Raw genomic sequence first — 22,510 nt, 5'->3', positions numbered from 1 at the left:
GGCCGCATGCCGATATCGCGCCTCCCTCTGGCACCGCCGACACCCCCGCGGGTGCTGACCGTCGCCGGGTCCGACTCCGGCGGCGGTGCGGGCATCCAGGCCGACCTGAAGACCATGCTCGCGCTCGGTGTGCACGGCATGAGCGTGCTCACCGCCGTGACCGCCCAGAACTCGCGCGGGGTGCAGGGGGCCTGGCCGCTCCCCGCCGATGTGGTGCGGGCGCAGTTCCGCAGCGTCGTCGACGACATCGGGGTGCGGGCCGTCAAGACCGGAATGCTCGCCTCCGCCGAGTTGGTGGAGACGGTCGCCGGACTGCTCACCGGAATCCAGGCTTCCGAAGTGCCCGTGGTCGTCGACCCCGTGGGCATCTCCAAACACGGCGATCCGCTGCTCGACGCCTCCGCCCTCGACGCGGTCCGGCTGAAGCTGCTGCCCACAGCGACCGTGGCCACCCCCAACCTCGACGAGGTCGCCTGGCTCACGGGCGTCCGCGTGACCACCGAGACCGGCCTCAGGCGGGCGGCGGAGGCACTCCTGGCCCTCGGCCCCGCCTGGGCGCTGATCAAGGGCGGTCATCTGCCCGGCGGGCACGACGCCGTCGACCTGCTGACCGACGGGACCGAGGAACACTGGTTCCGGGCGCCCCGCCTCGACAACCGCCACACCCACGGCACGGGCTGCACGCTCGCCAGCGCCGTCGCCTCCGAGCTCGCCAAGGGGCGGACCGTCCCGGAGGCGGTGGCGGCCGCCAAGGAGTACGTCACCGGAGCCATCGCGGCGGGCTTCCCGCTGGGCGGGGGCATCGGCCCCGTCGACCACGGCTGGCGCTTCCGGCCCTGATCCCACGGCGGCGGTCCCGGACCGCCGCCCCGGGCGCCGCCGGGCATGCGAAAAGCCGGCCCACCGTGAGGTGGACCGGCTTTCAGGGCAACCGGAGGGGGCTCCGCGCGACGCGAACGTCGCCACGGGGCCGACTCACCCCCGCTTGCGCGGGGAGAACCACTCGCTAGCGCGAGACCTTGCCGGCCTTGATGCAAGAGGTGCAGGCGTTGATCCGCTTCGGCGTGCGCCCGATCACTGCGCGCACCCGCTGGATGTTGGGGTTCCAACGACGGGGGGTACGGCGGTGCGAGTGCGAAATAGCGTTGCCGAAGCCCGGCCCCTTGCCGCAGACGTCGCAGTTGGCAGCCACGGGTTACTCCAAAGACGGGTCACCCCCGCTTACGCGGGGACAACAGGCACGTACGGTGAATCCCTGCGTGCCGAGATCTCTGAAGCAGTGACCGGCAAAGTCAGGGGGGTATGGCCCGATTTTCATCGGGCAACCGGAGCAGCATACAACGACCGCTCCCGTACAACGAAACTACCATGGCTGTTCTCGCCGTGGTCGCCCGCGGTCCGCGCCACGGTCCCGCCACGATCCGCCGGTATCCGGTCAGGGTCGGCCACCCCGGGGCCCCGCCCCCGGCACGGGGCTACGCTGCCGATCACTGCCCCGAAGCCCAGGAGGACACAGGTGCCGCACTCCCCCCGAGAGCCCGTCCGGGGGTGCCCCCGGGCCGCCGAGGTGGTGCGCACCTGGTGCGCCCTGGCCCTCGACGCGCTCGGCCGGGCCCGCGAGGAGATCGACGCGATCAACGTCTATCCCGTCGCGGACGGCGACACCGGCACCAACCTCTACCTGACCGTGGAGTCCGCGACCCGGGCCGTCGAGGCGGTCTTCGACGGCCACGCCACCGCGGGCCCCGCCTCCCGCCCCACGCTCCCCGACGCCGCCCGGGCGATGGCCCACGGCGCCCTCATAGGCGCTCGCGGCAACTCCGGCACCATCCTCGCGCAGCTCCTCCGCGGCATGGCCGAGGCCGTCATCGCCGCCGAGGCCTCCTCCGGCGGCGCGGACGGCGCCGACCTGCTCCGCCGGGCGCTCCGCCGGGCCGTGGCCTCCGCCTACGAGGGGGTGGCCCGCCCGGTCGAGGGCACGGTGCTGACCGTCGCCGCGGCCGCCGCCGAGGGCGCCGCGCGGGCCGTCGGCGATGTCGCGGCGGTGGCCCGCGCCGCCGACGAGGCGGCCCGTACGGCACTCGCGATCACCCCCGGCCAGCTCGACGTCCTGGCGCGGGCCGGCGTCGTCGACGCCGGCGGCCTCGGCCTCGTGGAGGTGCTCGGCGCCCTGGCGCGGGCGCTCTCGGGCGGCTCCGGCGGCGCGGCCCCGCGCGTGCGGCAGGAGACGGCGCCCGGCCCCGCTCCGGAGGGCGCCGCGGAGCCCGTGGCGGCGGGAGACTGCCACGCGGGCACCGGTGCCACCCCCGCCTACGAGGTGATCTACCTCCTGGAGGCCGACGACGCCGCCGTCGCCCGGCTCCGGACCCGGCTCGACGCGCTCGGCGACTCCCTCGTGGTCGTCGGCGGCGACGGCCTCTGGAACGTCCACGTCCATGTGGACGACGCCGGAGCCGCCGTCGAGGCCGGCGTCGAAGCCGGCCGCCCGCACCGGATCCGCGTCAGCCACTTCGGCCGGTCCGGTACGGCCGACCCCGCCGTACCCCGTACCCGCGAGCCCGTGCAGCGCGCCGTCGTGGCCGTCGTGCCCGGCGAGGGCCTGGCCGGCCTGTGCGCGGGGGCCGGGGCCACGGTCGTCGCGACCCGCCCGGGGGAGCCGCCCGCCAGCGGGGAGCTCCTGGAGGCCATCCGGCGCGCCCACGCGCGCGAGGTCGTCCTGCTGCCCAACGACCCCGAGCTGCGGCACACCGCGGCCGCCGCGGCCGAGCAGGCGCGGGCCGAGGGCGTACGCGTCGCCCTCATCCCCACCCGCGCCGCCGTCCAGGGCATCGCCGCGCTCGCCGTCCACGAGCCGGGCCGCCGCTTCGACGAGGACGTCGTGGCCATGACCTCGGCCGCCGGCGCCACCCGCTACGCCGAGCTGGCCGTCGCCGAACGGCAGTCCTGGACCACGGTCGGCGTCTGCCAGGCCGGGGACGTGCTCGGCCTGATCGACGGCGACGTCGCCGTCATCGGCGCCGAGCTGGCCGCCACCGCCGAGACCGTCCTCGACCGGATGCTCGCCGCCGGCGGCGAGCTGGTCACGCTCGTCCTCGGCGAGGACGTCCCCGACACCGTCGCCGACCGCCTGGAGCGGCATGTGCGCGGCCGCCACCTCGCCGTGGACACGGTCGTCTACCGCGGCGGCCGGCAGTCCGCGCCCCTGCTCATCGGCATCGAATGACGGCGGGTGCCCCGCTCTGTCACACCCATGGTGTGCAATGGACGGCGTGCCCGCGCTGCAAGAACCCCTGAAGAAGATCCTCGGCGGCAACACCGCGAAGGTGATGGCCGAGCACCTCGACCTGCACACCGTCGGCGACCTGCTGCACCACTACCCGCGCCGGTACGCCGAGCGCGGGGAGCTGACCCGCCTCGCCGACCTGCCGCTCGACGAGCACGTCACGGTCGTCGCCCAGGTCGCCAAGGCCGCCATGAAGACCTTCAACCACGGCAAGGGCGTCCGCCTCGAAGTGGTCGTCACCGACGGCAGCGGCTCGCTGACCCTGGTCTTCTTCGGCCGGGGCGCCTACGCACGGGAGAAGGAGCTGCTGCCCGGCCGCCGCGGCATGTTCGCGGGCAAGGTCTCCGTGTTCAACCGGACCCGCCAGCTCCTCCACCCCGACTACGAACTGCTGGACAAGGACGGCGACACCTCCGCCGGAGCCGTGGAGTCCTTCGCCGGCCGGCTGCTGCCCATCTACCCCGCGTGCAAGCAGTTCCAGTCCTGGAAGCTCACCAAGGCCGTGGACACCCTGCTCGACCTCTTCGAGGCCGAGCACTGGGAGAACATCGTCGACCCGCTGCCCGCCGCGCTGCGCGACGGCCGGGGTCTGGCCGAGCTCGCCGACGCCTTCCGCAAGGTCCACCGGCCGGGCTCCAAGGCCGACATCGAGGACGCCCGGGCCCGGCTGAAGTGGGACGAGGCGTTCGTCCTCCAGATCGCCCTGGCCCGCCGCCGGCACTCGGACGGCCAGCTCCCGGCCGTCGCCCGCAAGCCCGTCGCGGACGGCCTGCTCGACGCCTTCGACGCCAAGCTGCCCTTCACCCTCACCGACGGCCAGCGCAAGGTCTCCGCCGAGATCTTCGACGACCTGGCCACCGAGCACCCCATGCACCGCCTCCTCCAGGGCGAGGTCGGCTCGGGCAAGACCATGGTCGCCCTGCGCGCCATGCTGGGCGTCGTGGACGCGGGCGGCCAGGCCGCGATGCTCGCCCCCACCGAGGTGCTCGCCCAGCAGCACCACCGGTCGATCACGGAGATGATGGGCGAGCTCGCCGAGGGCGGCATGCTCGGCGGGGCCGAGCGCGGCACCAAGGTCGTGCTGCTGACCGGCTCCATGGGCGCCGCCGCGCGCCGGGCCGCGCTGCTCGACCTGATCACGGGCGAGGCGGGCGTGGTCATCGGCACCCATGCCCTGATCGAGGACAAGGTGCGGTTCCACGACCTCGGCCTGGTCGTGGTGGACGAGCAGCACCGCTTCGGCGTCGAGCAGCGCGACGCCCTCCGCTCGAAGGGCGAGCAGCCCCCGCACCTGCTGGTGATGACCGCGACCCCGATCCCGCGGACCGTCGCCATGACCGTCTTCGGCGACCTGGAGACCTCCGTCCTCGACCAGCTCCCGGCCGGCCGCTCGCCCATCGCCACCCATGTCGTCCCCGCCAAGGACAAGCCGCACTTCCTGGCCCGCGCCTGGGAGCGCGTGCGCGAGGAGGTCTCCGGCGGCCACCAGGCGTACGTGGTGTGCCCGCGCATCGGCGACGAGGAGGACGCGCCCCGGAAGAAGTCCGCCGAGGACGACGCGGAGAAGCGCCCGCCCCTCGCCGTCCTCGACATCGCCGGGCAGCTCGCGAAGGGGCCGCTCGCCGGACTGCGCGTGGAGGTGCTGCACGGCAGGATGCAGCCCGACGCCAAGGACGACGTCATGCGCCGCTTCGCCGCCGGGGAGGTCGACGTGCTGGTCGCCACCACCGTCATCGAGGTGGGCGTCAACGTCCCCAACGCCACCGCCATGGTGATCATGGACGCCGATCGGTTCGGCGTCTCCCAGCTGCACCAGCTGCGCGGCCGCGTCGGCCGGGGCTCCGCCCCCGGCCTGTGCCTGCTGGTCAGCGAGATGCCGGAGGCGTCCCCGGCGCGCGCCCGGCTGACCGCGGTCGCCGGCACCCTGGACGGCTTCGAGCTCTCCCGCATCGACCTGGAACAGCGTCGCGAGGGCGACGTGCTCGGCCAGGCCCAGTCCGGTGTCCGGTCCTCGCTGCGGATGCTCGCGGTCATCGAGGACGAGGAGGTCATCGCGGCGGCCCGTGAGGAGGCCACCGCCGTGGTCGCCGCCGACCCCGAGCTCACCGGCCTGCCCGACCTGCGGACCGCCCTGGACGCCCTGCTCGACAAGGACCGCGAGCAGTACCTGGAGAAGGGCTGAGAGGGCCCCGGAGGAAGGGCGGGGACGGGGGCGGGAGGCGGTCCGGAGGAAGGGCGGGGACGGGGCGGGAGGCGGTCCGGAGGAAGGGCGGGAGCGGGGCGGGGCGGTCCGGAAGAAGGCTCGGAAGAACGGCCGGAAGACGCCCCCCGCAGGGCTTCGCCGGAGCCCTTCCCGACCCGGTCGAATGTCAGACCCCCCTGGGAGAATGGACACAGTCCGAGCCAATCCATAAACGGATGGGCGGACTTGGACCATTGGGGGCTCATACATGTCGTTCCGTCACATCAATGAACTGCCGCTCGGCGACAAGATCTTCCGGATCGAGCTCGCCAGCGACGACGACACCACCGTCACCCTCACTCTCACCGGCTGGCAGGAGGACGCGCCGGGCACCCCGCTCGCCTCCGGCACGCTCACCCTGCCGCTCACCGACGTCCCGCCGCTGCGCATCGCGCTCAACCGCGCGCTGCGGGCCCTCGCCCTCGTCGCCGACGTCGCCGAGCCGATCCCCGACCGCGACGTCCTGCGCGAGCTGTTCCCCGGCCACGGCGCCCCGTGGATCCCGCAGCACGAGGAGGACCTCACCCGGCGCTTCCACGCGGGCGAGAGCATCGCCCGGACGGCCGCCCGCTTCGGCCGCACACCCGACTCGGTGCGCACCAAGCTCCGGGAGCTCGGCCACGACCCCCGCCGCCCGGAGTACTGCCCGCCCGACGGCTGCCTGTCCTGGTCGCGGTACGCCTCGCCGGCCCTCGTGGGCGCGGCCGGGGACACCGCGCAGGGCTGAGCCCGCGCCGACGGCCTAGGCTGATGGGGTGGCGGCCGCCCGTACCGGGCCGCCGCCCCGTCACCCAGCACGAAGGACACCAGGACCGATGACCCGCGTGATCGCCGGCACCGCCGGCGGACGCCGACTCGCCGTGCCGCCCGGCACGGGCACCCGCCCGACCTCCGACCGGGCGCGCGAGGGCCTGTTCTCCACCTGGGAGTCGCTGCACGGCCCCCTGGAGGGCTCCCGCGTCCTGGACCTCTACGGCGGGTCCGGCGCGGTCGGCCTGGAGGCGCTCTCGCGCGGCGCCGCGCACGCCCTGCTGGTGGAGGCCGACGCCCGCGCCGTCCGCACCATCCGGGACAACGTCCGCGCGGTCGGCCTGCCGGGCGCCGAGGTCCGGGCCGGCAAGGCCGAGCAGGTCGTCGCCGGCCCCGCGCCCACCCACCCGTACGACGTGGTCTTCCTCGACCCGCCCTACGCGGTCGACGACGCCGCGCTGTGCGAGATTCTCCTCACACTCCGGACCCGGGGCTGGCTTGCCGACGAGGCGCTGGTCACCGTGGAGCGCAGCACCAGGGGCGGGGAATTCCCCTGGCCGGACGGCTTCACGGCCCTGAGGGCCCGTCGCTACGGCGAGGGAACGCTTTGGTACGGTCGCGCCGCCTCGACGTGCACCGCAGAAACACCGCCATGCGCGTCATGAATGGACCGGAGAGCGAGGAACCACTGTTGCGCCGCGCCGTATGTCCGGGGTCTTTCGACCCCGTCACCAATGGACACCTCGACATCATCGCCCGCGCCTCCAGGCTGTACGACGTCGTGCACGTCGCGGTGATGATCAACAAGTCGAAGCAGGGACTGTTCACCGTCGACGAGCGGATAGACCTGCTCCGCCAGGTCACCGCGGAGTACGGCAACGTGCAGGTGGAGTCCTTCCACGGGCTGCTCGTCGACTTCTGCAAGCAGCGTGACATCCCCGCGATCGTCAAGGGGCTGCGAGCCGTCAGCGACTTCGACTACGAACTCCAGATGGCCCAGATGAACAACGGCCTCTCGGGCGTGGAGACCCTGTTCGTCCCCACCAACCCCACCTACAGCTTCCTCTCCTCCAGCCTGGTCAAGGAGGTCGCGGCCTGGGGCGGGGACGTCTCCCACCTGGTGCCGCCGCTGGTGCTGGAGGCGCTCACCGAGCGGCTGGGCGACCGCTGACGCGCTGACAGCGCGTCAACAGGTGTCGTGCGGGGGCCGACTGGCCGTACAGTCGTCCCCGTTCGTTCCCATCGGCCAAGAGAGAGCGGCGAGCGTCAAGGTGGACGTGCAGAAGAAGCTCGACGAGATCGTGGCGACCGTCTCCGGCGCCCGGTCCATGCCCATGTCGGCCTCCTGCGTGGTCAACCGCTCCGAGCTGCTCGCCCTGCTGACCGAGGTGCGGGCCGCGCTGCCCGACTCCCTCGCCCGGGCCGAGGAGCTCATCGACGGCCGGGAGCGGCTGGTCGCCGACGCCCGTGAGGAGGCCGAGCGGATCCTCGAGTCCGCCCGCGCCCACCGCGGGTCGCTGATCTCCGACACCGAGGTCGCCCGGCAGTCCCAGGACGAGGCCGACCGCATCCTCGCGGCCGCCCGCCGCGAGGCCGAGGAGGTCCGCGCCGAGGCCGACGACTACGTCGACGGCAAGCTCGCCAACTTCGAGGTCGTCCTCACCAAGACCCTGGGCTCGATCGACCGGGGCCGCGAGAAGCTGCTGGGCCGCACCGGGCCCGGCGGCCCCGGCCCCGACGGCGAGCCCGACGACGTCCCGGAGCCCAGCTCCGACCCCCGCGTCCAGAAGGAGCGCGTGGACGCCTACGCCGACGCCCGGCTCGGCGCCGTCGCGGCCGTCCTCGCCGGCACCCTCGAAGCCGTCGGCAAGGGCCGGCAGAAGCTGCTCGGCGCCCGCCCGGCCGACGAGCTGGGGGCCCACATGGCCGCCCAGGAGCGGCTCCCCGCGGGCCACCGCACCAGCGACGCCGACTTCCTCGCCGAGCTGGCCGCGCCCCAGCACCTCGCGCCGGCCGTGCGGCCCGGTCACCCGGCCCCGGCGGCGCCCGCCGAGCCGGAGGTGGTCTCCGTCACCTCGCTGCCCGCCCAGCCCGACTACACCGGCCACGGCGGTCAGGGGGGCCACGGCGGCTACGCCGACCCCTACGCCGCCACGGCCTACCAGCCGGACCCGTACGCCTATCCGTCGTACGCGCCGCAGGCCGACCCCTACGCCGCGCAGGGCGGCTACGCCCAGCACGACCCCTACGCCTGGCCCGCGCAGGCCGCCACGGACGGCTACGGGGCGCAGGGCGGCTATCCGCCGGAACCCCGGCACCAGGAGCCGCAGCAGCTCCAGGAGCCTCACCAGCCCCATCAGGCGCACCGGCCTCAGCTCGACGAGACCAGCCTCTTCGACACGAGCATGATCGACCTCGATCAGCTGCGCAGGTACGAACAGGGGCTCTGACGGGCCCGGGGCGCTTCGGCCGGGCGCTGAGCAGCCGGGACCCGGCGCCCGCCCGGCCGCCGATTGGGTCTACGGCGGCCTGTCCAGTATCCTGGCTCATCGGTCGCGTGTGCATTCGCGATCAGGGCTGCCCGCGACGCCTTTCGAGCGTCGGGTGCGGCCGACACCGCAGCGTAGAAAGCAGGAAACCCTGAACGCCCGCCTTGATCACCGTTCCCCTCTCGTGTTCGACACGCGTGAGCTGGGCCGGCGTCCCGGCGCGCTGAAGAGGGTCGCCCGCTCCGTCCCGGCCCCCGCCGATCTCGGTATCGAGGTCATCGGGGTCGCCGAGGGCGCGACGGTGGAGCTCGACCTCCGACTGGAGTCGGTCATGGAAGGGGTGCTTGTCACAGGCACCGCCCGTGCACCGCTGACAGGGGAGTGCGTAAGGTGTCTGGAGCCGCTGGAGCGAGAGCTCGACGCGGACTTCCAGGAGATGTACTCCTACCCCGACGCCGACGCCCGGAGCCGCCTCGCGGCCACGGACGACGACGCCGAGGAAGACGAGGAGGACACGCTCTTCCTCGAGGACGACATGGTCGACCTCGAACCCGTGCTGCGGGATGCGGTAGTGCTCTCACTGCCGCTGCAGCCGGTGTGCCAGGAAGACTGCCTTGGCCTGTGCTCCGAGTGCGGAGCACGGCTGGCGGACGACCCGGACCACCACCATGAGTCCGTCGACATCCGTTGGGCGGCACTGCAGGGACTCGCCGGTTCACCCCAGGACGGCGAGATGGACAACGCACCCCGTTCCAACGGGGATGACTCACAGGAGAAGTAGCCGTGGCTGTTCCGAAGCGGAAGATGTCGCGCAGCAACACGCGCCACCGCCGGTCGCAGTGGAAGGCTGCGGTCCCCACCCTGGTGGCATGCGCTAGCTGCCACGAGCCGAAGCTCCAGCACATCGCGTGCCCGAGCTGCGGCACCTACAACAAGCGCCAGGTCCTCGAGGTCTGATCGGCGGGTGACAGGCTTCATGTCAGACGCCACCAGGTCGTCCCGCACTCGCGGGAACGAACCGGAACCGAAGGCGCCGACGGACACGGCCTCGTCTCACACGCTTCTGGAAGGGCGGCTCGGGTACAGACTCGAGACCGCCCTTCTGGTGCGTGCGCTGACTCACCGTTCCTACGCGTACGAGAACGGCGGGCTGCCCACCAATGAGCGACTGGAGTTCCTCGGGGACTCCGTGCTCGGTCTGGTGGTCACGGACACGCTCTACCGCATCCACCCCGACCTCCCCGAGGGCCAGCTCGCCAAGCTGCGCGCCGCGGTGGTCAACTCCCGTGCGCTGGCCGAGGTCGGCCGCGGACTGGAGCTGGGCTCCTTCATCCGGCTCGGCCGTGGTGAAGAGGGCACGGGAGGCCGCGACAAGGCGTCCATCCTCGCGGACACCCTGGAAGCGGTGATCGGGGCGGTCTATCTGGACCAGGGCCTCGAAGCCGCCGGGGAGCTCGTGCACCGGCTCTTCGATCCACTGATCGAGAAGTCCTCGAACCTCGGCGCCGGCCTGGACTGGAAGACCAGCCTCCAGGAGCTCACGGCCACCGAGGGGTTGGGTGTCCCGGAGTACCTCGTCTCCGAGACCGGTCCCGACCACGAGAAGACCTTCACGGCTGCTGCCCGCGTCGGTGGTGTCGCGTACGGCACCGGCACCGGCCGCAGCAAGAAGGAAGCGGAGCAGCAGGCGGCGGAAGCCGCCTGGCGCGCCATCCACGAAGCGGCGGAGGCCCGTGCGGCCGAAGCCAAGGCAGCGGCCGAGGCCGACGCCACTTCGTGACGCTCGCATCGTCGATCGCCGGGTGTGCCCTCGGGGCCGCCCGGCGATCGCGATGACGGCGCCTCACCCGTAGGCCCTTTCCGGAGGAGCACCGTGCCCGAACTGCCCGAGGTCGAGGTCGTACGGCGCGGCCTGGAGCGATGGATCTGCGGGCGCACGGTCGCCGACGTGGAGGTTCTGCACCCGCGCGCGATCCGCCGGCACCTCGCGGGCCCCGGTGACTTCGCCGCCCAGCTGACCGGCCGCCGCCTCGGCACGGCGCACCGGCGCGGCAAATACCTCTGGCTGCCCCTGGTGGCACCTTCCCCGGCCGCGGGCCCGGCCGCCCCGGACCGCTCCGTCCTCGCCCACCTGGGCATGAGCGGCCAGCTCCTCGTCCAGCCGCACGACGCCCCCGCCGAGAAGCACCTGCGCATCCGCGTCCGCTTCGCCGACGACACCCCCACGGAGCTGCGCTTCGTGGATCAGCGCACCTTCGGTGGCCTGTCGCTGCACGACACCGTGGCCGGCGACCCCGACGGCCTCCCGGACGTCATCGCGCACATCGCGCGCGACCCCCTGGACCCCGGCTTCGACGAGGCCGCCTTCCACGCCGCGCTGCGCGGGCGCCGGACGACCGTCAAGCGGGCCCTGCTCGACCAGTCGCTGATCAGCGGCGTCGGCAACATCTACGCCGACGAGGCGCTGTGGCGCTCCCGGCTGCACTACGACCGCCCGACGGCCACGCTGACCCGCCCGCGCAGCGCCGAGCTCCTCGTCCACATCCGCGAGGTCATGAACGAGGCACTGGCGGTCGGCGGCACCAGCTTCGACAGCCTCTACGTCAACGTGAACGGCGAATCGGGCTACTTCGACCGGTCGCTGGACGCGTACGGGCGCGAGGACGAGCCGTGCCGCCGCTGTGGCACGGCCATCCGCCGGCGGCCCTGGATGAACCGGTCCAGCTACTTCTGCCCGCGCTGCCAGCGCCCGCCGCGCCCGGCCTGACGGACACCGGCTCAATAGCCGAAGTCCTGGGTCCACCAGGGGCCGTTCGCACTGGTGAGGTTCACCCCGATGCCCAGGGTCCGGTACGCGCCGTTGAGGATGTTGGCGCGGTGGCCGGTGCTGCGCATCCAGGCTTCCATCACGGCGCGGGCGTCCGGGTGGCCGCGGGCGATGTTCTCGCCGCCGAGATTGCCGATGCCGCGCCTGGCGGCGCGGTCCCAGGGCGTCTTGCCGTCCGGGTCGGTGTGGGAGAAGAAGCCGCGCCGTGCCATGTCGTCGCTGAACGACTGGGCGAGCGCGCTGAGCCGGTCGCTGGCGACCAGCGGCTTGAGGCCCGCCCTGGCCCGCTCGTCGTTGACCAGGGCCAGGATCTGGCCCACCGGGCTCGCCCGGAAGGTGTCCGCCTCGGGCGCCGCCGGGCGGGAGCCCGCCGGCACGGTGCCCTCCGTGCCGGTGTCGTGGGCGACGGCCGGGGTGGCGGCGGGGCTCGGGGAGCCGTGGCTCTCGTCCGGGGGAGAGGGGTCGGAGACCGGCTGCCGGACCGGGGACGTCCCGGCGTCGGTGGGGACGGGGGCGTCGAACCGGGTGACCGGGGCGGAACGGGTGTGCGGGCCCTCCGGGGCGTGGCCCACCGGGAGCCGGCCCCGCCCGGGGACGGGGGCGGCCGGTGCTTCGCCCCCGGTCTCCAGCGCGGGCGAGTCGTCGGTCCGCACCTGACCGCCGCCGCTGGGGCCGGCGCCGAGCTGGAAGGCGTCGCCGCCGGAGAAGAAGCCGGAGGCCACGGCGACCACGCTCATGGCCATCGCCGCGGAGGCGCCCAGCAGCCCCGTACGCACCGGGGTCTTGGCGCGGCCGCGCGCGGGGGCCGCCGGTGAAGGGGGTGCGGGGGGCCTGCCGGGGCGGCGGGGGTGGAGGTGCCGGGCGTGGGGGCTGGATTCGGCCGTCCTGTGGGGCAGGGGAGCAGGGGCCGCGGGGGGAGTCGCCGGTGTGCGGCGGGGGGTCTGTGGGGCAGAGCGTCGATGGCGACCCATCCGCTGCCTTCCTTACGTGCTCGGCGTTGTCGTGCGTCACTCGTACGGGCTAGACCTGTTGAGCGGCGACTGTACGGCAATAGGGACGGGGTCAAAGTGCTGCGCACGCAATTGGCCGGTTAGCGTGCAGACATGAACGAAGATGTCCGTCTGACGGCCTGGGTCCGTGGCCATGTGCAGGGTGTCGGCTTCCGCTGGTTCACCCGCGAGAACGCTTTGCGCATCGGAGGGCTCGCCGGCTTCGCCTCGAATCTCGCCGACGGCCGGGTGCAGGTCGTCGCGGAAGGGGGCCGTCCGGGCTGTGAACAATTGCTCGATTGGTTGCGCGAGGGCGACACACCCGGTCGTGTGGACGGTGTCACCGACCTCTGGGGCACACCCCGAGGGGGTTATGACGGCTTCGAGATTCGCTGATCCCCACCGATCAAAAAAACGAATCTTCTCCCAGGAAGGCGGGAGAAGGCCCGGGAAGGGGACCGTGCGGAAGGGGCGGCATGGGGCGCGATGACCTTATTGATATGCCGCTGGCATATTCGAAAGGAAGAAATTCCCTGATGGTTGCCAACTCGGCCCGGGCGTGGAAGGCTGCCACTCAACGGATGATCTCCACGCCCCTCCGGGCCCCAGGTCGATGACCGCCGCGCATTCGGCGCCGCGCACCCTTGGGACGCCTGCGGATACGGGGTGTGATCGTGTTGACCGTCAAAACTTTTGGTGAGACTCTGGAAGCCCCGCGCACCTTAGCTGTTTGGCATTGAAGACTGCAGTAACGATGGCAGACACCGCGGGTGCGAATCCCTCACGACCCACACCGCTTCGGTCGGTCACTCAGTGTGGAGGACCATCCATCATGGCAAAGGCGCTTCTCGGTTACGTCGGCGGCTCCGACCCCCGAGTCCTCTCCGAGATGCGACGGCTTCAGCAGCGTGTCCAGGACCTGGAATCCGAGCTCATTCGGATGCAGGCCGAGAACGACGCGCTGTCTGCCGCCGCTCACCACGGCGACTCGCTGCTCGACAGCATCGACGTATCCCACGCGGAGCCTGCGCTCGCCTGACCGCCAGCCCTGCCCCGGGGGCCTGGTCGGGCTGCACTGTCAGCCGCTTGAGAGTTGCAAGGGACGCTTCGGCGTCCCTTCGTCGTATCCGGCCGGAGCCCGTCCGATCGTATGACGTCGGCCGATTCCGGTCGGTTCTGCCGATTTTTCCTTTGCCCCCCTCACGACACTGATGTGCCCGGGACGTTCCGGCGTGAAACCAAAAAGGGAAACGGGCGCCGGGCCGGCGCCCTCTCGCCGGGGGCCGTGGCGTCACCGGAACGAGGGGCGCCCGGGCGGTAGAGTCCTACCGCGTGCACCTCAAGAGCTTGACCCTGCGTGGGTTCAAATCCTTCGCTTCCGCGACGACCCTGCGCTTCGAACCGGGCATCACCTGTGTCGTCGGCCCCAATGGGTCGGGCAAGTCCAATGTCGTCGACGCCCTTTCCTGGGTCATGGGCGAGCAGGGCGCGAAGTCGCTGCGCGGCGGCAAGATGGAGGACGTCATCTTCGCCGGGACGACCGGCCGCCCGCCGCTGGGCCGGGCCGAGGTCTCCCTCACGATCGACAACTCCGACGGCGCGCTCCCCATCGACTACGCCGAGGTCACCCTCACGCGGACGATGTTCCGCAACGGCGGCAGCGAGTACCGGCTCAACGGCGACACCTGCCGGCTGCTCGACATCCAGGAGCTGCTCTCCGACTCCGGCATCGGCCGCGAGATGCACGTCATCGTCGGTCAGGGACAGCTCGACTCCGTGCTGCACGCCGACCCCACCGGGCGGCGGGCCTTCATCGAGGAGGCCGCGGGCGTACTGAAACACCGCAAACGCAAAGAGAAGGCGCTGCGGAAGCTCGACGCCATGCGCGCCAACCTCGCCCGCGTGCAGGACCTCTCCGACGAACTCCGGCGACAGCTCAAGCCGCTCGGGCGGCAGGCCGCGGTCGCGCGCCGGGCCGCGGTCATCCAGGCCGATCTGCGCGACGCCCGGCTGCGGCTGCTCGCCGACGACCTCGTGACCCTGCGGGAGGCGCTGCGCGCGGAACTCGCGGACGAGGCCGCGCTCAAGGCCCGTAAGGAGGCCGCCGAGGCCGCCCTCCGGGAGGCGTCGCTGCGGGAGACGGAGCTGGAGGAACAGGTCCGCACCCTCGCCCCGCGCCTCGCGCAGGCCCAGCAGACCTGGTACGAGCTGTCCCGGCTCGCGGAGCGGGTGCGCGGCACGATCGGCCTGGCGGACCAGCGGGTCACGAGCGCCACCTCCGCGCCCGGCGAGGAGAGCCGTGGCCGCGACCCGGAGGACCTGGAGCGCGAGGCGGCCCGGATCCGCGAGCAGGAGGCCGAGCTGGCGGCGGCGCTGGAGGCGGCGGGCCGGGCCCTGGAGGACACGGCGGAGCACCGGGCCGAGCTGGAGCGCCGGCTGGCGGAAGAGGAACGGCGGCTCAGGGATGCCGCACGGGCCGTCGCCGCCCACCGCGAGGGCCTGGCCCGGCTCCAGGGGAAGGTGACCGCGGCCCACGGCCGGACGGCCTCCGCCCAGGCCGAGATCGACCGGCTGGCCACCGCCCGCGACGAGGCCCTGGAACGGGCCACCGCGGCCCAGGAGGAGTACGAGCGCCACCGTGCCGAGGTCGAGGGGCTCGACGCGGACGACGCGGAGCTCGTCGGCCTCCACGAGGAGGCCCGCGGGGAACTGGCCGACGCCGAGACGGCCCTGACCGAGGCCCGCGAGGCGGCGACGACGACCGAGCGCCGCCGCGCGGCGACCGCGGCCCGCCGCGACGCCCTTGCGCTCGGCTTGCGCCGTAAGGACGGCACGGACGCGCTGCTGGCGGCGCAGGAACGATTGGCCGGACTGCTCGGACCGGCGGCCGAACTGCTGTCCGTCGCCCCCGGCCACGAGCTGCCGGTCGCCGCCGCGCTGGGCGCGGCGGCGGACGCGCTGGCCGTGACGGACACGACGACGGCGGCCGGCGCCCTGCGGCTGCTCCGTAAGGAGGACGCGGGACGGGCGGCGCTCCTGATCACCCCGCCGTCGCCCGGGGGCGCGGCCGTGGCCCGGCCCGCCGGTCTGCCGGCGGGCGCCGTGCCCGCCGCCGACCTCGTCACCGGGCCCGCGGGCGCGGTGGCCGCCGCCGCACGGCTGCTGCGGGACGTCGTGGTCGTCGTGACGCTGGAGGACGCCGAGGAGCTGGTCGCGGCGCGCCCGGAGCTCACCGCCGTCACCGCCGAGGGCGATCTGCTCGGCTCCCACTTCGCCCACGGCGGCTCCGGCGGCGCCCCGAGCCTGCTGGAGGTGCGCTCCGCCGTGGACGAGGCCACGGCCGAACTCACCGGGCTGGACGCCCGGTGCGTGGAGCTGGCGGCCGCTCAGCGGGCCGCCGGCGAGCGGCGGACGGCGTGCGCGGCGCGGGTGGAGGAGCTGGCCGCCCGGCGCGGCGTCGCGGACCGTGAGAAGTCGAAGGTCGCGCAGGCGCTGGGGCGGCTCGCGGGCCAGGCGCGCGCGGCGGCGGACGAGGCGGGCAGGACGGCCGCCGCCGTGGCCCGGGCCGAGGAGGCGCTCGTCCGGGCCACCGAGGAGGCCGAGGAACTCGCCGAACGCCTGGCGGTGGCGGAGGAGGCGGCCCCGGAGGACACGGACGAGCCCGACACCGCCGTCCGCGACCGGCTCGCCGCCGACGGGGCCAACGCCCGTCAGACCGAGATGGAGGCGCGCCTCCAGGTCCGTACGCACGAGGAGCGGGTCAAGGCGCTCGCCGGACGGGCGGACGGGCTGGACCGGGCGGCGCGCGCGGAGCGGGAGGCGCGGGCGCGCGCCGAACAGCGGCGCGCCCGGCTGCGGCACGAGGCGCGGGTCGCCTCGGCCGTGGCGGCGGGCGCCCGCCAGCTGCTGGCGCACGTCGAGGTGTCACTGGTCCGCGCCGACCGGGAGCGCGCGCACGCCGAGACGGCGAAGGCCGAGCGGGAGCGCGAGCTGATCGCCGAGCGGAACCGGGGCCGGGAGCTCAAGGGCGAGCTCGACAAGCTCACGGACTCGGTGCACAAGGGCGAGGTGCTGGGCGCCGAGAAGCGGCTGCGCATCGAGCAGCTGGAGGCCCGGGCCCTGGAGGAACTGGGCGTCGAGCCGGCGGCGCTGGTCGCCGAGTACGGGCCCGACCAGCCCGTACCGCAGGCGCCGGCCGAGGGCGAGGAGCCGTCGGCCGAGGGGGCGGGCGTGGCGTACGTACCGTTCGCGCGGGACGAGCAGGAGAAGCGGCTGAGGGCGGCCGAGCGCGCGTACCAGCAGCTGGGCAAGGTGAATCCGCTGGCCCTGGAGGAGTTCGCGGCGCTGGAGGAGCGTCACCAGTTCCTCTCCGAACAGCTGGAGGACCTGAAGAAGACCCGCAGCGATCTCCTCCAGGTGGTGAAGGACGTCGACAGAAGGGTCGAGGAGGTCTTCACGGAGGCGTACCGGGACACGGCCCGTGAGTTCGAGGGCGTGTTCTCCCGGCTGTTCCCCGGGGGCGAGGGGCGCCTCGTCCTGACCGATCCCGGCGACATGCTCGCGACCGGCGTGGACGTCGAGGCGCGCCCGCCGGGGAAGAAGGTCAAGCGGCTGTCCCTGCTGTCGGGCGGCGAGCGGTCGCTGACGGCGGTGGCGCTGCTGGTGGCGATCTTCAAGGCCCGTCCGAGCCCGTTCTATGTGATGGACGAGGTCGAGGCGGCGCTGGACGACACCAACCTCCAGCGGCTGATCAGGATCATGGAAGAGCTCCAGGAGAGCTCCCAGCTGATCGTGATCACTCACCAGAAGCGGACCATGGAGGTCGCGGACGCGCTGTACGGCGTGTCCATGCAGGGCGACGGGGTTTCGAAGGTCATCAGCCAGCGTCTGCGGTGATCGTCTTCAAGTGTTGAACGCAACACTGGGGAAGCCCGGAGGAAACTTCTTGGTTACGACCTATTGACTTAGAAAAATGAAGGCATAAGGTCTGCACCGTTGCTAATACCTTCAAGTGGTAGGCCCCAAGGAGTTATGCCCCACTTGAAGGGCCAGCCCCCCACGCCCGGCAATGCCGCCGGGCCCCAGGAGTTCACGTTGACCAGCACTGCGATGGCGCAGGGGTCCGAGGGCCGTAAGGCCCAGCCGGACCACCTCGGCCATGTCATCTTCATCACCGCGGCAGCGGCCATGGGTGGCTTCCTCTTCGGCTACGACAGTTCCGTGATCAACGGCGCTGTCGAGGGCATCCGCGGGAAGTACGACATCGGCTCCGCCGCTCTGGCCCAGGTCATCGCCATCGCCCTGATCGGCTGCGCGATCGGTGCCGCCACCGCGGGCCGCCTCGCGGACCGCATCGGCCGGATCCGCGTCATGCAGATCTCCGCGACGCTCTTCACGATCAGCGCGGTCGGCTCGGCACTGCCCTTCGCCCTCTGGGACCTCGCCTTCTGGCGCGTCCTCGGCGGCATCGCCATCGGCATGGCCTCCGTCATCGGCCCGGCCTACATCGCCGAGGTCTCCCCGCCCGCGTACCGCGGCCGCCTCGGCTCCTTCCAGCAGGCCGCCATCGTGGTGGGCATCGCCATCTCCCAGCTCGTCAACTGGGGCATCCTCAACCTCGCCGACGGCGACCAGCGCGGTCACCTGATGGGCATCGAGGCGTGGCAGCTGATGCTCGGCGTCATGGTCGTCCCGGCCGTCCTCTACGGCCTGCTCTCCTTCGTGATCCCCGAGTCGCCGCGCTTCCTGATCTCGGTCGGCAAGATCGACCGCGCGAAGGCCGTCCTGGCCGACGTCGAGGGCAAGGAAATCGATCTCGACAAGCGCGTGACCGAGATCGAGCTGGCCATGCACAGCGAGGAGAAGTCCACCTTCAAGGACCTGCTCGGCGGCAAGGCGGGCCTGCTGCCCATCGTCTGGGTCGGCATCGGCCTCTCGGTCTTCCAGCAGCTCGTCGGCATCAACGTGGCCTTCTACTACTCGGCCACCCTCTGGCAGTCCGTCGGCATCGACCCGAGCGACTCGTTCCTCTACTCGTTCACCACGTCGATCATCAACATCGTCGGCACCGTCATCGCGATGATCTTCGTCGACCGCATCGGCCGCAAGCCGCTCGCGCTCGTCGGCTCCGCCGGTATGGCGGTCTCCCTGGCCCTGGAGGCATGGGCCTTCTCCGCCAAGGCGGCAGACGGCTCCCTGCCGACCACCCAGGGCACGGTGGCCCTGGTCGCGGCCCACGCCTTCGTGCTCTTCTTCGCCCTCTCGTGGGGCGTCGTGGTCTGGGTCTTCCTCGGCGAGATGTTCCCGAACCGCATCCGCGCCGCGGCGCTCGGTGTGGCGGCGTCCGCGCAGTGGGTCGCCAACTGGGCCATCACCGCGAGCTTCCCGAGCCTGGCGGACTGGAACCTGTCCGGCACGTATGTCATCTACGCGGTCTTCGCCGTGCTCTCGATCCCCTTCGTGATGAAGTTCGTGAAGGAGACGAAGGGCAAGGCGTTGGAGGAGATGGGCTAACTCCCCCGCTGCCCTCTCCTCAAGGACGCTGCTCCGGCTCACCGATGAGCCGGGGTGGCGTCTTTTTGTGTGCGGGTATGTGTGCCGGGGTCTGGCTGGTGCCCCGATGGCGGGTGGCCGCTGCGCGGGGCTTTCCCCCAGCCTCGCCCCTTCCCGAACGGGGCTCCGCCCCGGACCCCGGTCCTCAAACGCCGGACGGGCTGGAATTCAGCCCGTCCGGCGTTTGAGGACACCGCGCGTCAGCGCGGAAGGGGGGCCCGGGGGCTCGCCGCCGGTTTCGGGAAGGGGCGGGTAGGGGACAAGGCCCCGCGCAGCGGCAACCCGCACCCACGCGCCCCACCCCAAAACGCGAACGCCCCTCCACCGTGACCACGGTGAAGGGGACGCTCGACGAAACCCAGAGAAGACGCTACGCCGCGACCTTCTCCCGCGAAGCGGCCCCGGCCGCATCGGAAGCCCCGCCCTCGGCCGGCGTCGGCAGGACCGCCATCAGAACCGCCGAGATCACGATCGTCGCCGCCCAGCTCAACCCGTACTTGCCGATGAACGTGGAGGCCAGCGGACCGGTGAACCAGTCGCACTTGGTGAAGCAGATGCCGGCGGCCAGCGCGACGGCCCACGCCGTCATCGCCTGCCAGCAGAAACCGCCGACGTACCAGTAGCGGCTGGTGCGGCCGGTGTCCATCAGGCCCTCCGCGTCGTAGCGCACGGCGCGCGTCCGGCGGCGGGCCATGTCGACGGCGTAGACGCCGATCCAGGCGGAGAAGGAGACCGCGAGCAGGATCAGGAAGGTGATGAAGGAGCTGAGGAAGCTCTTCGCGACCAGCATCAGCAGCAGGCCGCCGACCAGCGAGATGACGGCGTTGATGCTGACGGCCATCGCGCGCGGCAGCTTCACGCCCATGGTCTGGGCGGTGAAGCCGGCGGAGTACATCGAGAGGCTGTTGATCAGCAGCATGCCGACGATCGCGGTGGCCAGGTACGGCACGGCCAGCCAGGTCGGCAGGATGTCGCCGAGGAAGGAGACCGGGTCCGGCGCGTCGGCCAGGCCCGGGGTGGCCACGGCCATGACCGCGCCCATCAGCACCATCGGGACCATCACCAGGCCGGCGCCGGAGACCGTCACACCGGCGATCTTCTTGCCGGACGCGGCGTGCGGGAGGTAGCGCGTGAAGTCGGGGCCGGTGGGCACCCAGCTGATGCCGCCGGCGGCGATGGTGCCGATACCGGCGATCATCATCGCGGTGGTGCCCGCGGGCTTGGAGAAGACGTCGTCCCAGTGGATGTTGGCGATCAGATAGCCGAGCACCAGCACGCTGAAGATGCCGAAGAGGTACGTCGACCACGTGTTGCAGACGTTCAGGGCCTTACGGCCCATGCCGCTCACCAGGAAGGTGCAGGCGACGAACACGAACAGCGTGATGACGATGAGGATGTTGTTGCTCTTGATGCCGAAGAGCAGATCAAGGACGGTCAGCACCGCGTAGGCGCCGGTGACCGCGTTGATCGTCTCCCAGCCGAAGCGGGCGACCCACAGGATCGAGCCGGGGAAGAGGTTGCCGCGGACGCCGAAGGTCGCGCGGGAGAGCATCGCGCCCGGGGCGCCGCCCCACTTTCCGGAGACCGACAGCACGCCGACCATGCCGAACGACGCGAGCGCGGCGCACGCGGCGACGATCAGGACCTGCCAGAAGTTCAGCTGGTTGAAGACCACCAGGGCGGCGCCCATGGTGAGCAGCAGCACGCTGATGTTGGCGGCGACCCAGGTCGGGAAGAGCTCCCGGACCCTGCCGTGACGCTCATGGTCCGGGACGGGCTCGATGCCGCGGGTTTCTATTGCGCCTTCGGAATCGGCGGGGACGACGTTGTCCATGTGGGGGGCTCCGTGCGGGTGAAGCGGGGGGCGGATCAAGCGCTCAAGGTGGGCAGAAAGAGACGCTGCGGACTCTACGCGCGTCACACAGGGTCACGCCATCGTACTTTGCTCCAACTTTGGTCGGTTAGTGGCTTTGGTCCTTGTCGTTAAATACGAACTGGGTAGCAAGTCACATGTCAGCGGCGCGGCCGTGCGCCCACGGCGAGGTGTCCGATACTGGGTCCGTTATGGAAATCGTCATCCTTGCTGTAGTCATCGCTGTGGTCGCGCTCGGCGCGATCAGCGGGCTCGTGGTCAGCAGCCGTAAGAAGAAGCAGCTGCCCCCGGCCCCGCCGAGCAGCCCGTCCGTCACCGCGCCGCCCGCCGAGCCACACGTCGGCGAGGAGGCCGAGACCCCGAGCGCGGAGCCCCGCAGGACCGTCGAGGAGGTGGACCTGCCCGTCGCCGAGGCCCCCGAGGCCGCGGCGCCCGTCGCCGAGCCGGAGGTCCCCGAGGCCCCGGCCGCCCCCGAGATCGAGGTTCCCGAACCCACCGCCGGCCGGCTCGTCCGGCTGCGCACCCGCCTCTCCCGTTCCCAGAACTCCCTGGGCAAGGGTCTGCTGACCCTGCTCTCCCGCGAGCACCTCGACGAGGACACCTGGGAGGAGATCGAGGACACCCTCCTCACCGCCGATGTCGGCGTCGCGCCCACCCAGGAGCTGGTGGAGCGGCTCCGTGAGCGGGTCCGGGTGCTCGGCACCCGTACGCCCGACGAGCTGCGCACCCTGCTCCGCGAGGAGCTGCTCGCCCTCATCGGCACGGACTCCGACCGGAGCGTCCACACCGAGCCCGGCGTGGGCGTGAACGGCGAGGAGAAGCCGGGCGTCGTCCTGGTCGTCGGTGTCAACGGCGTCGGCAAGACCACCACCACGGGCAAGCTCGCCCGGGTGCTCGTCGCGGACGGCAAGTCCGTGGTCCTCGGCGCGGCCGACACCTTCCGCGCGGCCGCCGCCGACCAGCTCCAGACCTGGGGCGAGCGCGTCGGCGCCCGCACGGTCCGCGGGCCCGAGGGCGGCGACCCTGCGTCGATCGCCTTCGACGCCGTCAAGGAGGGCATCGCCGAGAACGCCGACGTTGTCCTCATCGACACCGCCGGCCGCCTGCACACCAAGACCGGTCTCATGGACGAGCTCGGCAAGGTCAAGCGCGTCGTGGAGAAGCACGGCTCGGTCGACGAGGTGCTGCTCGTCCTCGACGCCACCACCGGGCAGAACGGCCTGGTCCAGGCGCGGGTCTTCGCCGAGGTCGTGGACATCACCGGCATCGTGCTCACCAAGCTCGACGGCACCGCCAAGGGCGGCATCGTCGTCGCCGTCCAGCGCGAGCTGGGTGTGCCGGTCAAGCTCGTGGGCCTGGGCGAGGGCGCGGACGACCTCGCGCCGTTCGAGCCGGAGGCGTTCGTCGACGCCCTGATCGGGGAGTGACGCCGACCGGGCAGTGACCCGGAGCCACCGGATCATCCGGAGGGACGCACCCTCCCGGACCATGTCGGGGCCCCGCCG

19 protein-coding genes are annotated in these 22,510 nt (G+C 72.4%); 16 read left to right on the top strand and 3 right to left on the bottom strand.

Features of this window, described 5'->3' with window-relative positions; genetic code table 11:
* The first annotated feature begins 6 nt into the window (after nt 1-6).
* On the top strand, nt 7-840 hold the full coding sequence (gene thiD, locus AF335_RS30300; RefSeq protein ID WP_102921631.1) for a bifunctional hydroxymethylpyrimidine kinase/phosphomethylpyrimidine kinase: 834 nt from the start codon (nt 7-9) through the stop codon (nt 838-840).
* Between the two features lie 166 nt (nt 841-1,006).
* On the opposite strand, the gene rpmB is transcribed toward thiD, so the two are convergent.
* Nucleotides 1,007-1,192, bottom strand: coding sequence for a 50S ribosomal protein L28 (gene rpmB / locus AF335_RS30295; protein WP_087926075.1), 186 nt, complete (start codon nt 1,190-1,192; stop codon nt 1,007-1,009).
* 324 nt (nt 1,193-1,516) lie between these two features.
* Between rpmB and AF335_RS30290 the strand changes: the two genes are divergently transcribed.
* The 10 genes from AF335_RS30290 to mutM all read left to right on the top strand — a co-directional run bounded on the left by AF335_RS30290 (nt 1,517) and on the right by mutM (nt 11,531).
* A complete protein-coding gene (locus AF335_RS30290; RefSeq protein WP_184742829.1) occupies nt 1,517-3,223 on the top strand; it encodes a DAK2 domain-containing protein in 1,707 nt (568 codons plus the stop codon).
* Nucleotides 3,224-3,260: 37 nt separating this feature from the next.
* Nucleotides 3,261-5,465 carry an ATP-dependent DNA helicase RecG gene (gene recG / locus AF335_RS30285; RefSeq protein WP_102921630.1) on the top strand — a complete coding sequence of 735 codons (2,205 nt, stop codon included), beginning with the start codon at nt 3,261-3,263 and terminating at the stop codon, nt 5,463-5,465.
* A 268-nt stretch (nt 5,466-5,733) separates the two neighbouring features.
* Entirely contained in the window at nt 5,734-6,252 is a 519-nt protein-coding gene (locus tag AF335_RS30280) for a hypothetical protein (RefSeq protein ID WP_102921629.1), read from the top strand.
* Nucleotides 6,253-6,340: 88 nt separating this feature from the next.
* Nucleotides 6,341-6,940, top strand: a complete 600-nt coding sequence (rsmD, locus tag AF335_RS30275; RefSeq protein ID WP_102921628.1) for a 16S rRNA (guanine(966)-N(2))-methyltransferase RsmD — start codon at nt 6,341-6,343, stop codon at nt 6,938-6,940.
* Nucleotides 6,937-7,446 carry a pantetheine-phosphate adenylyltransferase gene (gene coaD / locus AF335_RS30270; protein ID WP_087930387.1) on the top strand — a complete coding sequence of 170 codons (510 nt, stop codon included), beginning with the start codon at nt 6,937-6,939 and terminating at the stop codon, nt 7,444-7,446. Before rsmD ends, coaD begins: the two co-directional genes overlap by 4 nt.
* Nucleotides 7,447-7,546: 100 nt before the next feature.
* Nucleotides 7,547-8,725 (top strand): ATP synthase subunit B family protein, encoded by a 1,179-nt coding sequence (locus AF335_RS30265; protein ID WP_102921627.1) that lies wholly within the window; start codon nt 7,547-7,549, stop codon nt 8,723-8,725.
* 223 nt (nt 8,726-8,948) lie between these two features.
* Nucleotides 8,949-9,545, top strand: a complete 597-nt coding sequence (locus AF335_RS30260; protein WP_184742826.1) for a YceD family protein — start codon at nt 8,949-8,951, stop codon at nt 9,543-9,545.
* A gap of 2 nt (nt 9,546-9,547) precedes the next feature.
* Nucleotides 9,548-9,721, top strand: a complete 174-nt coding sequence (rpmF, locus tag AF335_RS30255) for a 50S ribosomal protein L32 (protein WP_030087884.1) — start codon at nt 9,548-9,550, stop codon at nt 9,719-9,721.
* Nucleotides 9,722-9,740: 19 nt separating this feature from the next.
* Nucleotides 9,741-10,544, top strand: a complete 804-nt coding sequence (gene rnc / locus AF335_RS30250; RefSeq protein ID WP_095581131.1) for a ribonuclease III — start codon at nt 9,741-9,743, stop codon at nt 10,542-10,544.
* A 93-nt stretch (nt 10,545-10,637) separates the two neighbouring features.
* The gene (mutM, locus tag AF335_RS30245; RefSeq protein WP_102921626.1) at nt 10,638-11,531 is read left to right on the top strand and encodes a bifunctional DNA-formamidopyrimidine glycosylase/DNA-(apurinic or apyrimidinic site) lyase; all 894 of its coding nucleotides are present in this window, start codon (nt 10,638-10,640) and stop codon (nt 11,529-11,531) included.
* 11 nt (nt 11,532-11,542) lie between these two features.
* Here mutM and AF335_RS30240 read toward each other — a convergent pair whose 3' ends face one another.
* Nucleotides 11,543-12,367: a CAP domain-containing protein gene (locus tag AF335_RS30240; RefSeq protein ID WP_244927205.1), complete on the bottom strand. Its 825-nt coding sequence runs from the start codon at nt 12,365-12,367 to the stop codon at nt 11,543-11,545.
* A gap of 327 nt (nt 12,368-12,694) precedes the next feature.
* On the opposite strand from AF335_RS30240, the gene AF335_RS30235 reads away from it, so the two are divergent.
* From AF335_RS30235 to AF335_RS30215, 4 genes are all read left to right on the top strand, one after another.
* Nucleotides 12,695-12,976: an acylphosphatase gene (locus tag AF335_RS30235; RefSeq protein WP_102921624.1), complete on the top strand. Its 282-nt coding sequence runs from the start codon at nt 12,695-12,697 to the stop codon at nt 12,974-12,976.
* A 436-nt stretch (nt 12,977-13,412) separates the two neighbouring features.
* Nucleotides 13,413-13,619: a hypothetical protein gene (locus AF335_RS30225; RefSeq protein ID WP_087926066.1), complete on the top strand. Its 207-nt coding sequence runs from the start codon at nt 13,413-13,415 to the stop codon at nt 13,617-13,619.
* Nucleotides 13,620-13,912: 293 nt separating this feature from the next.
* On the top strand, nt 13,913-17,476 hold the full coding sequence (gene smc, locus AF335_RS30220) for a chromosome segregation protein SMC (protein ID WP_102921623.1): 3,564 nt from the start codon (nt 13,913-13,915) through the stop codon (nt 17,474-17,476).
* A gap of 213 nt (nt 17,477-17,689) precedes the next feature.
* The gene (locus tag AF335_RS30215) at nt 17,690-19,093 is read left to right on the top strand and encodes a sugar porter family MFS transporter (protein ID WP_102921622.1); all 1,404 of its coding nucleotides are present in this window, start codon (nt 17,690-17,692) and stop codon (nt 19,091-19,093) included.
* Between the two features lie 409 nt (nt 19,094-19,502).
* Here AF335_RS30215 and AF335_RS30210 read toward each other — a convergent pair whose 3' ends face one another.
* On the bottom strand, nt 19,503-20,966 hold the full coding sequence (locus AF335_RS30210) for a purine-cytosine permease family protein (RefSeq protein ID WP_102921621.1): 1,464 nt from the start codon (nt 20,964-20,966) through the stop codon (nt 19,503-19,505).
* 230 nt (nt 20,967-21,196) lie between these two features.
* On the opposite strand from AF335_RS30210, the gene ftsY reads away from it, so the two are divergent.
* Entirely contained in the window at nt 21,197-22,432 is a 1,236-nt protein-coding gene (gene ftsY / locus AF335_RS30205; RefSeq protein WP_102921620.1) for a signal recognition particle-docking protein FtsY, read from the top strand.
* Nucleotides 22,433-22,510: the final 78 nt, after the last annotated feature.

Origin of the sequence: Streptomyces eurocidicus (genome assembly GCF_002891295.1) — a bacterium.
GTDB classification, from domain to species: Bacteria; Actinomycetota; Actinomycetes; order Streptomycetales; family Streptomycetaceae; genus Streptomyces; species Streptomyces eurocidicus.
This window is presented reverse-complemented; position numbering and strand designations above follow the sequence as displayed.

Excerpts from the sequence above, each read along its gene's own strand:
- thiD (WP_102921631.1), top strand. The coding sequence starts at position 7 with ATGCCGATATCGCGCCTCCCTCTGGCACCGCCGACACCCCCGCGGGTG.
- recG (WP_102921630.1), top strand. The coding sequence starts at position 3,261 with ATGGACGGCGTGCCCGCGCTGCAAGAACCCCTGAAGAAGATCCTCGGC.
- AF335_RS30280 (WP_102921629.1), top strand. The coding sequence starts at position 5,734 with ATGTCGTTCCGTCACATCAATGAACTGCCGCTCGGCGACAAGATCTTC.
- rsmD (WP_102921628.1), top strand. The coding sequence starts at position 6,341 with ATGACCCGCGTGATCGCCGGCACCGCCGGCGGACGCCGACTCGCCGTG.
- coaD (WP_087930387.1), top strand. The coding sequence starts at position 6,937 with ATGAATGGACCGGAGAGCGAGGAACCACTGTTGCGCCGCGCCGTATGT.
- rnc (WP_095581131.1), top strand. The coding sequence starts at position 9,741 with ATGTCAGACGCCACCAGGTCGTCCCGCACTCGCGGGAACGAACCGGAA.
- AF335_RS30235 (WP_102921624.1), top strand. The coding sequence starts at position 12,695 with ATGAACGAAGATGTCCGTCTGACGGCCTGGGTCCGTGGCCATGTGCAG.
- AF335_RS30225 (WP_087926066.1), top strand. The coding sequence starts at position 13,413 with ATGGCAAAGGCGCTTCTCGGTTACGTCGGCGGCTCCGACCCCCGAGTC.
- AF335_RS30215 (WP_102921622.1), top strand. The coding sequence starts at position 17,690 with ATGGCGCAGGGGTCCGAGGGCCGTAAGGCCCAGCCGGACCACCTCGGC.
- AF335_RS30210 (WP_102921621.1), bottom strand. The coding sequence starts at position 20,966 with ATGGACAACGTCGTCCCCGCCGATTCCGAAGGCGCAATAGAAACCCGC.
- ftsY (WP_102921620.1), top strand. The coding sequence starts at position 21,197 with ATGGAAATCGTCATCCTTGCTGTAGTCATCGCTGTGGTCGCGCTCGGC.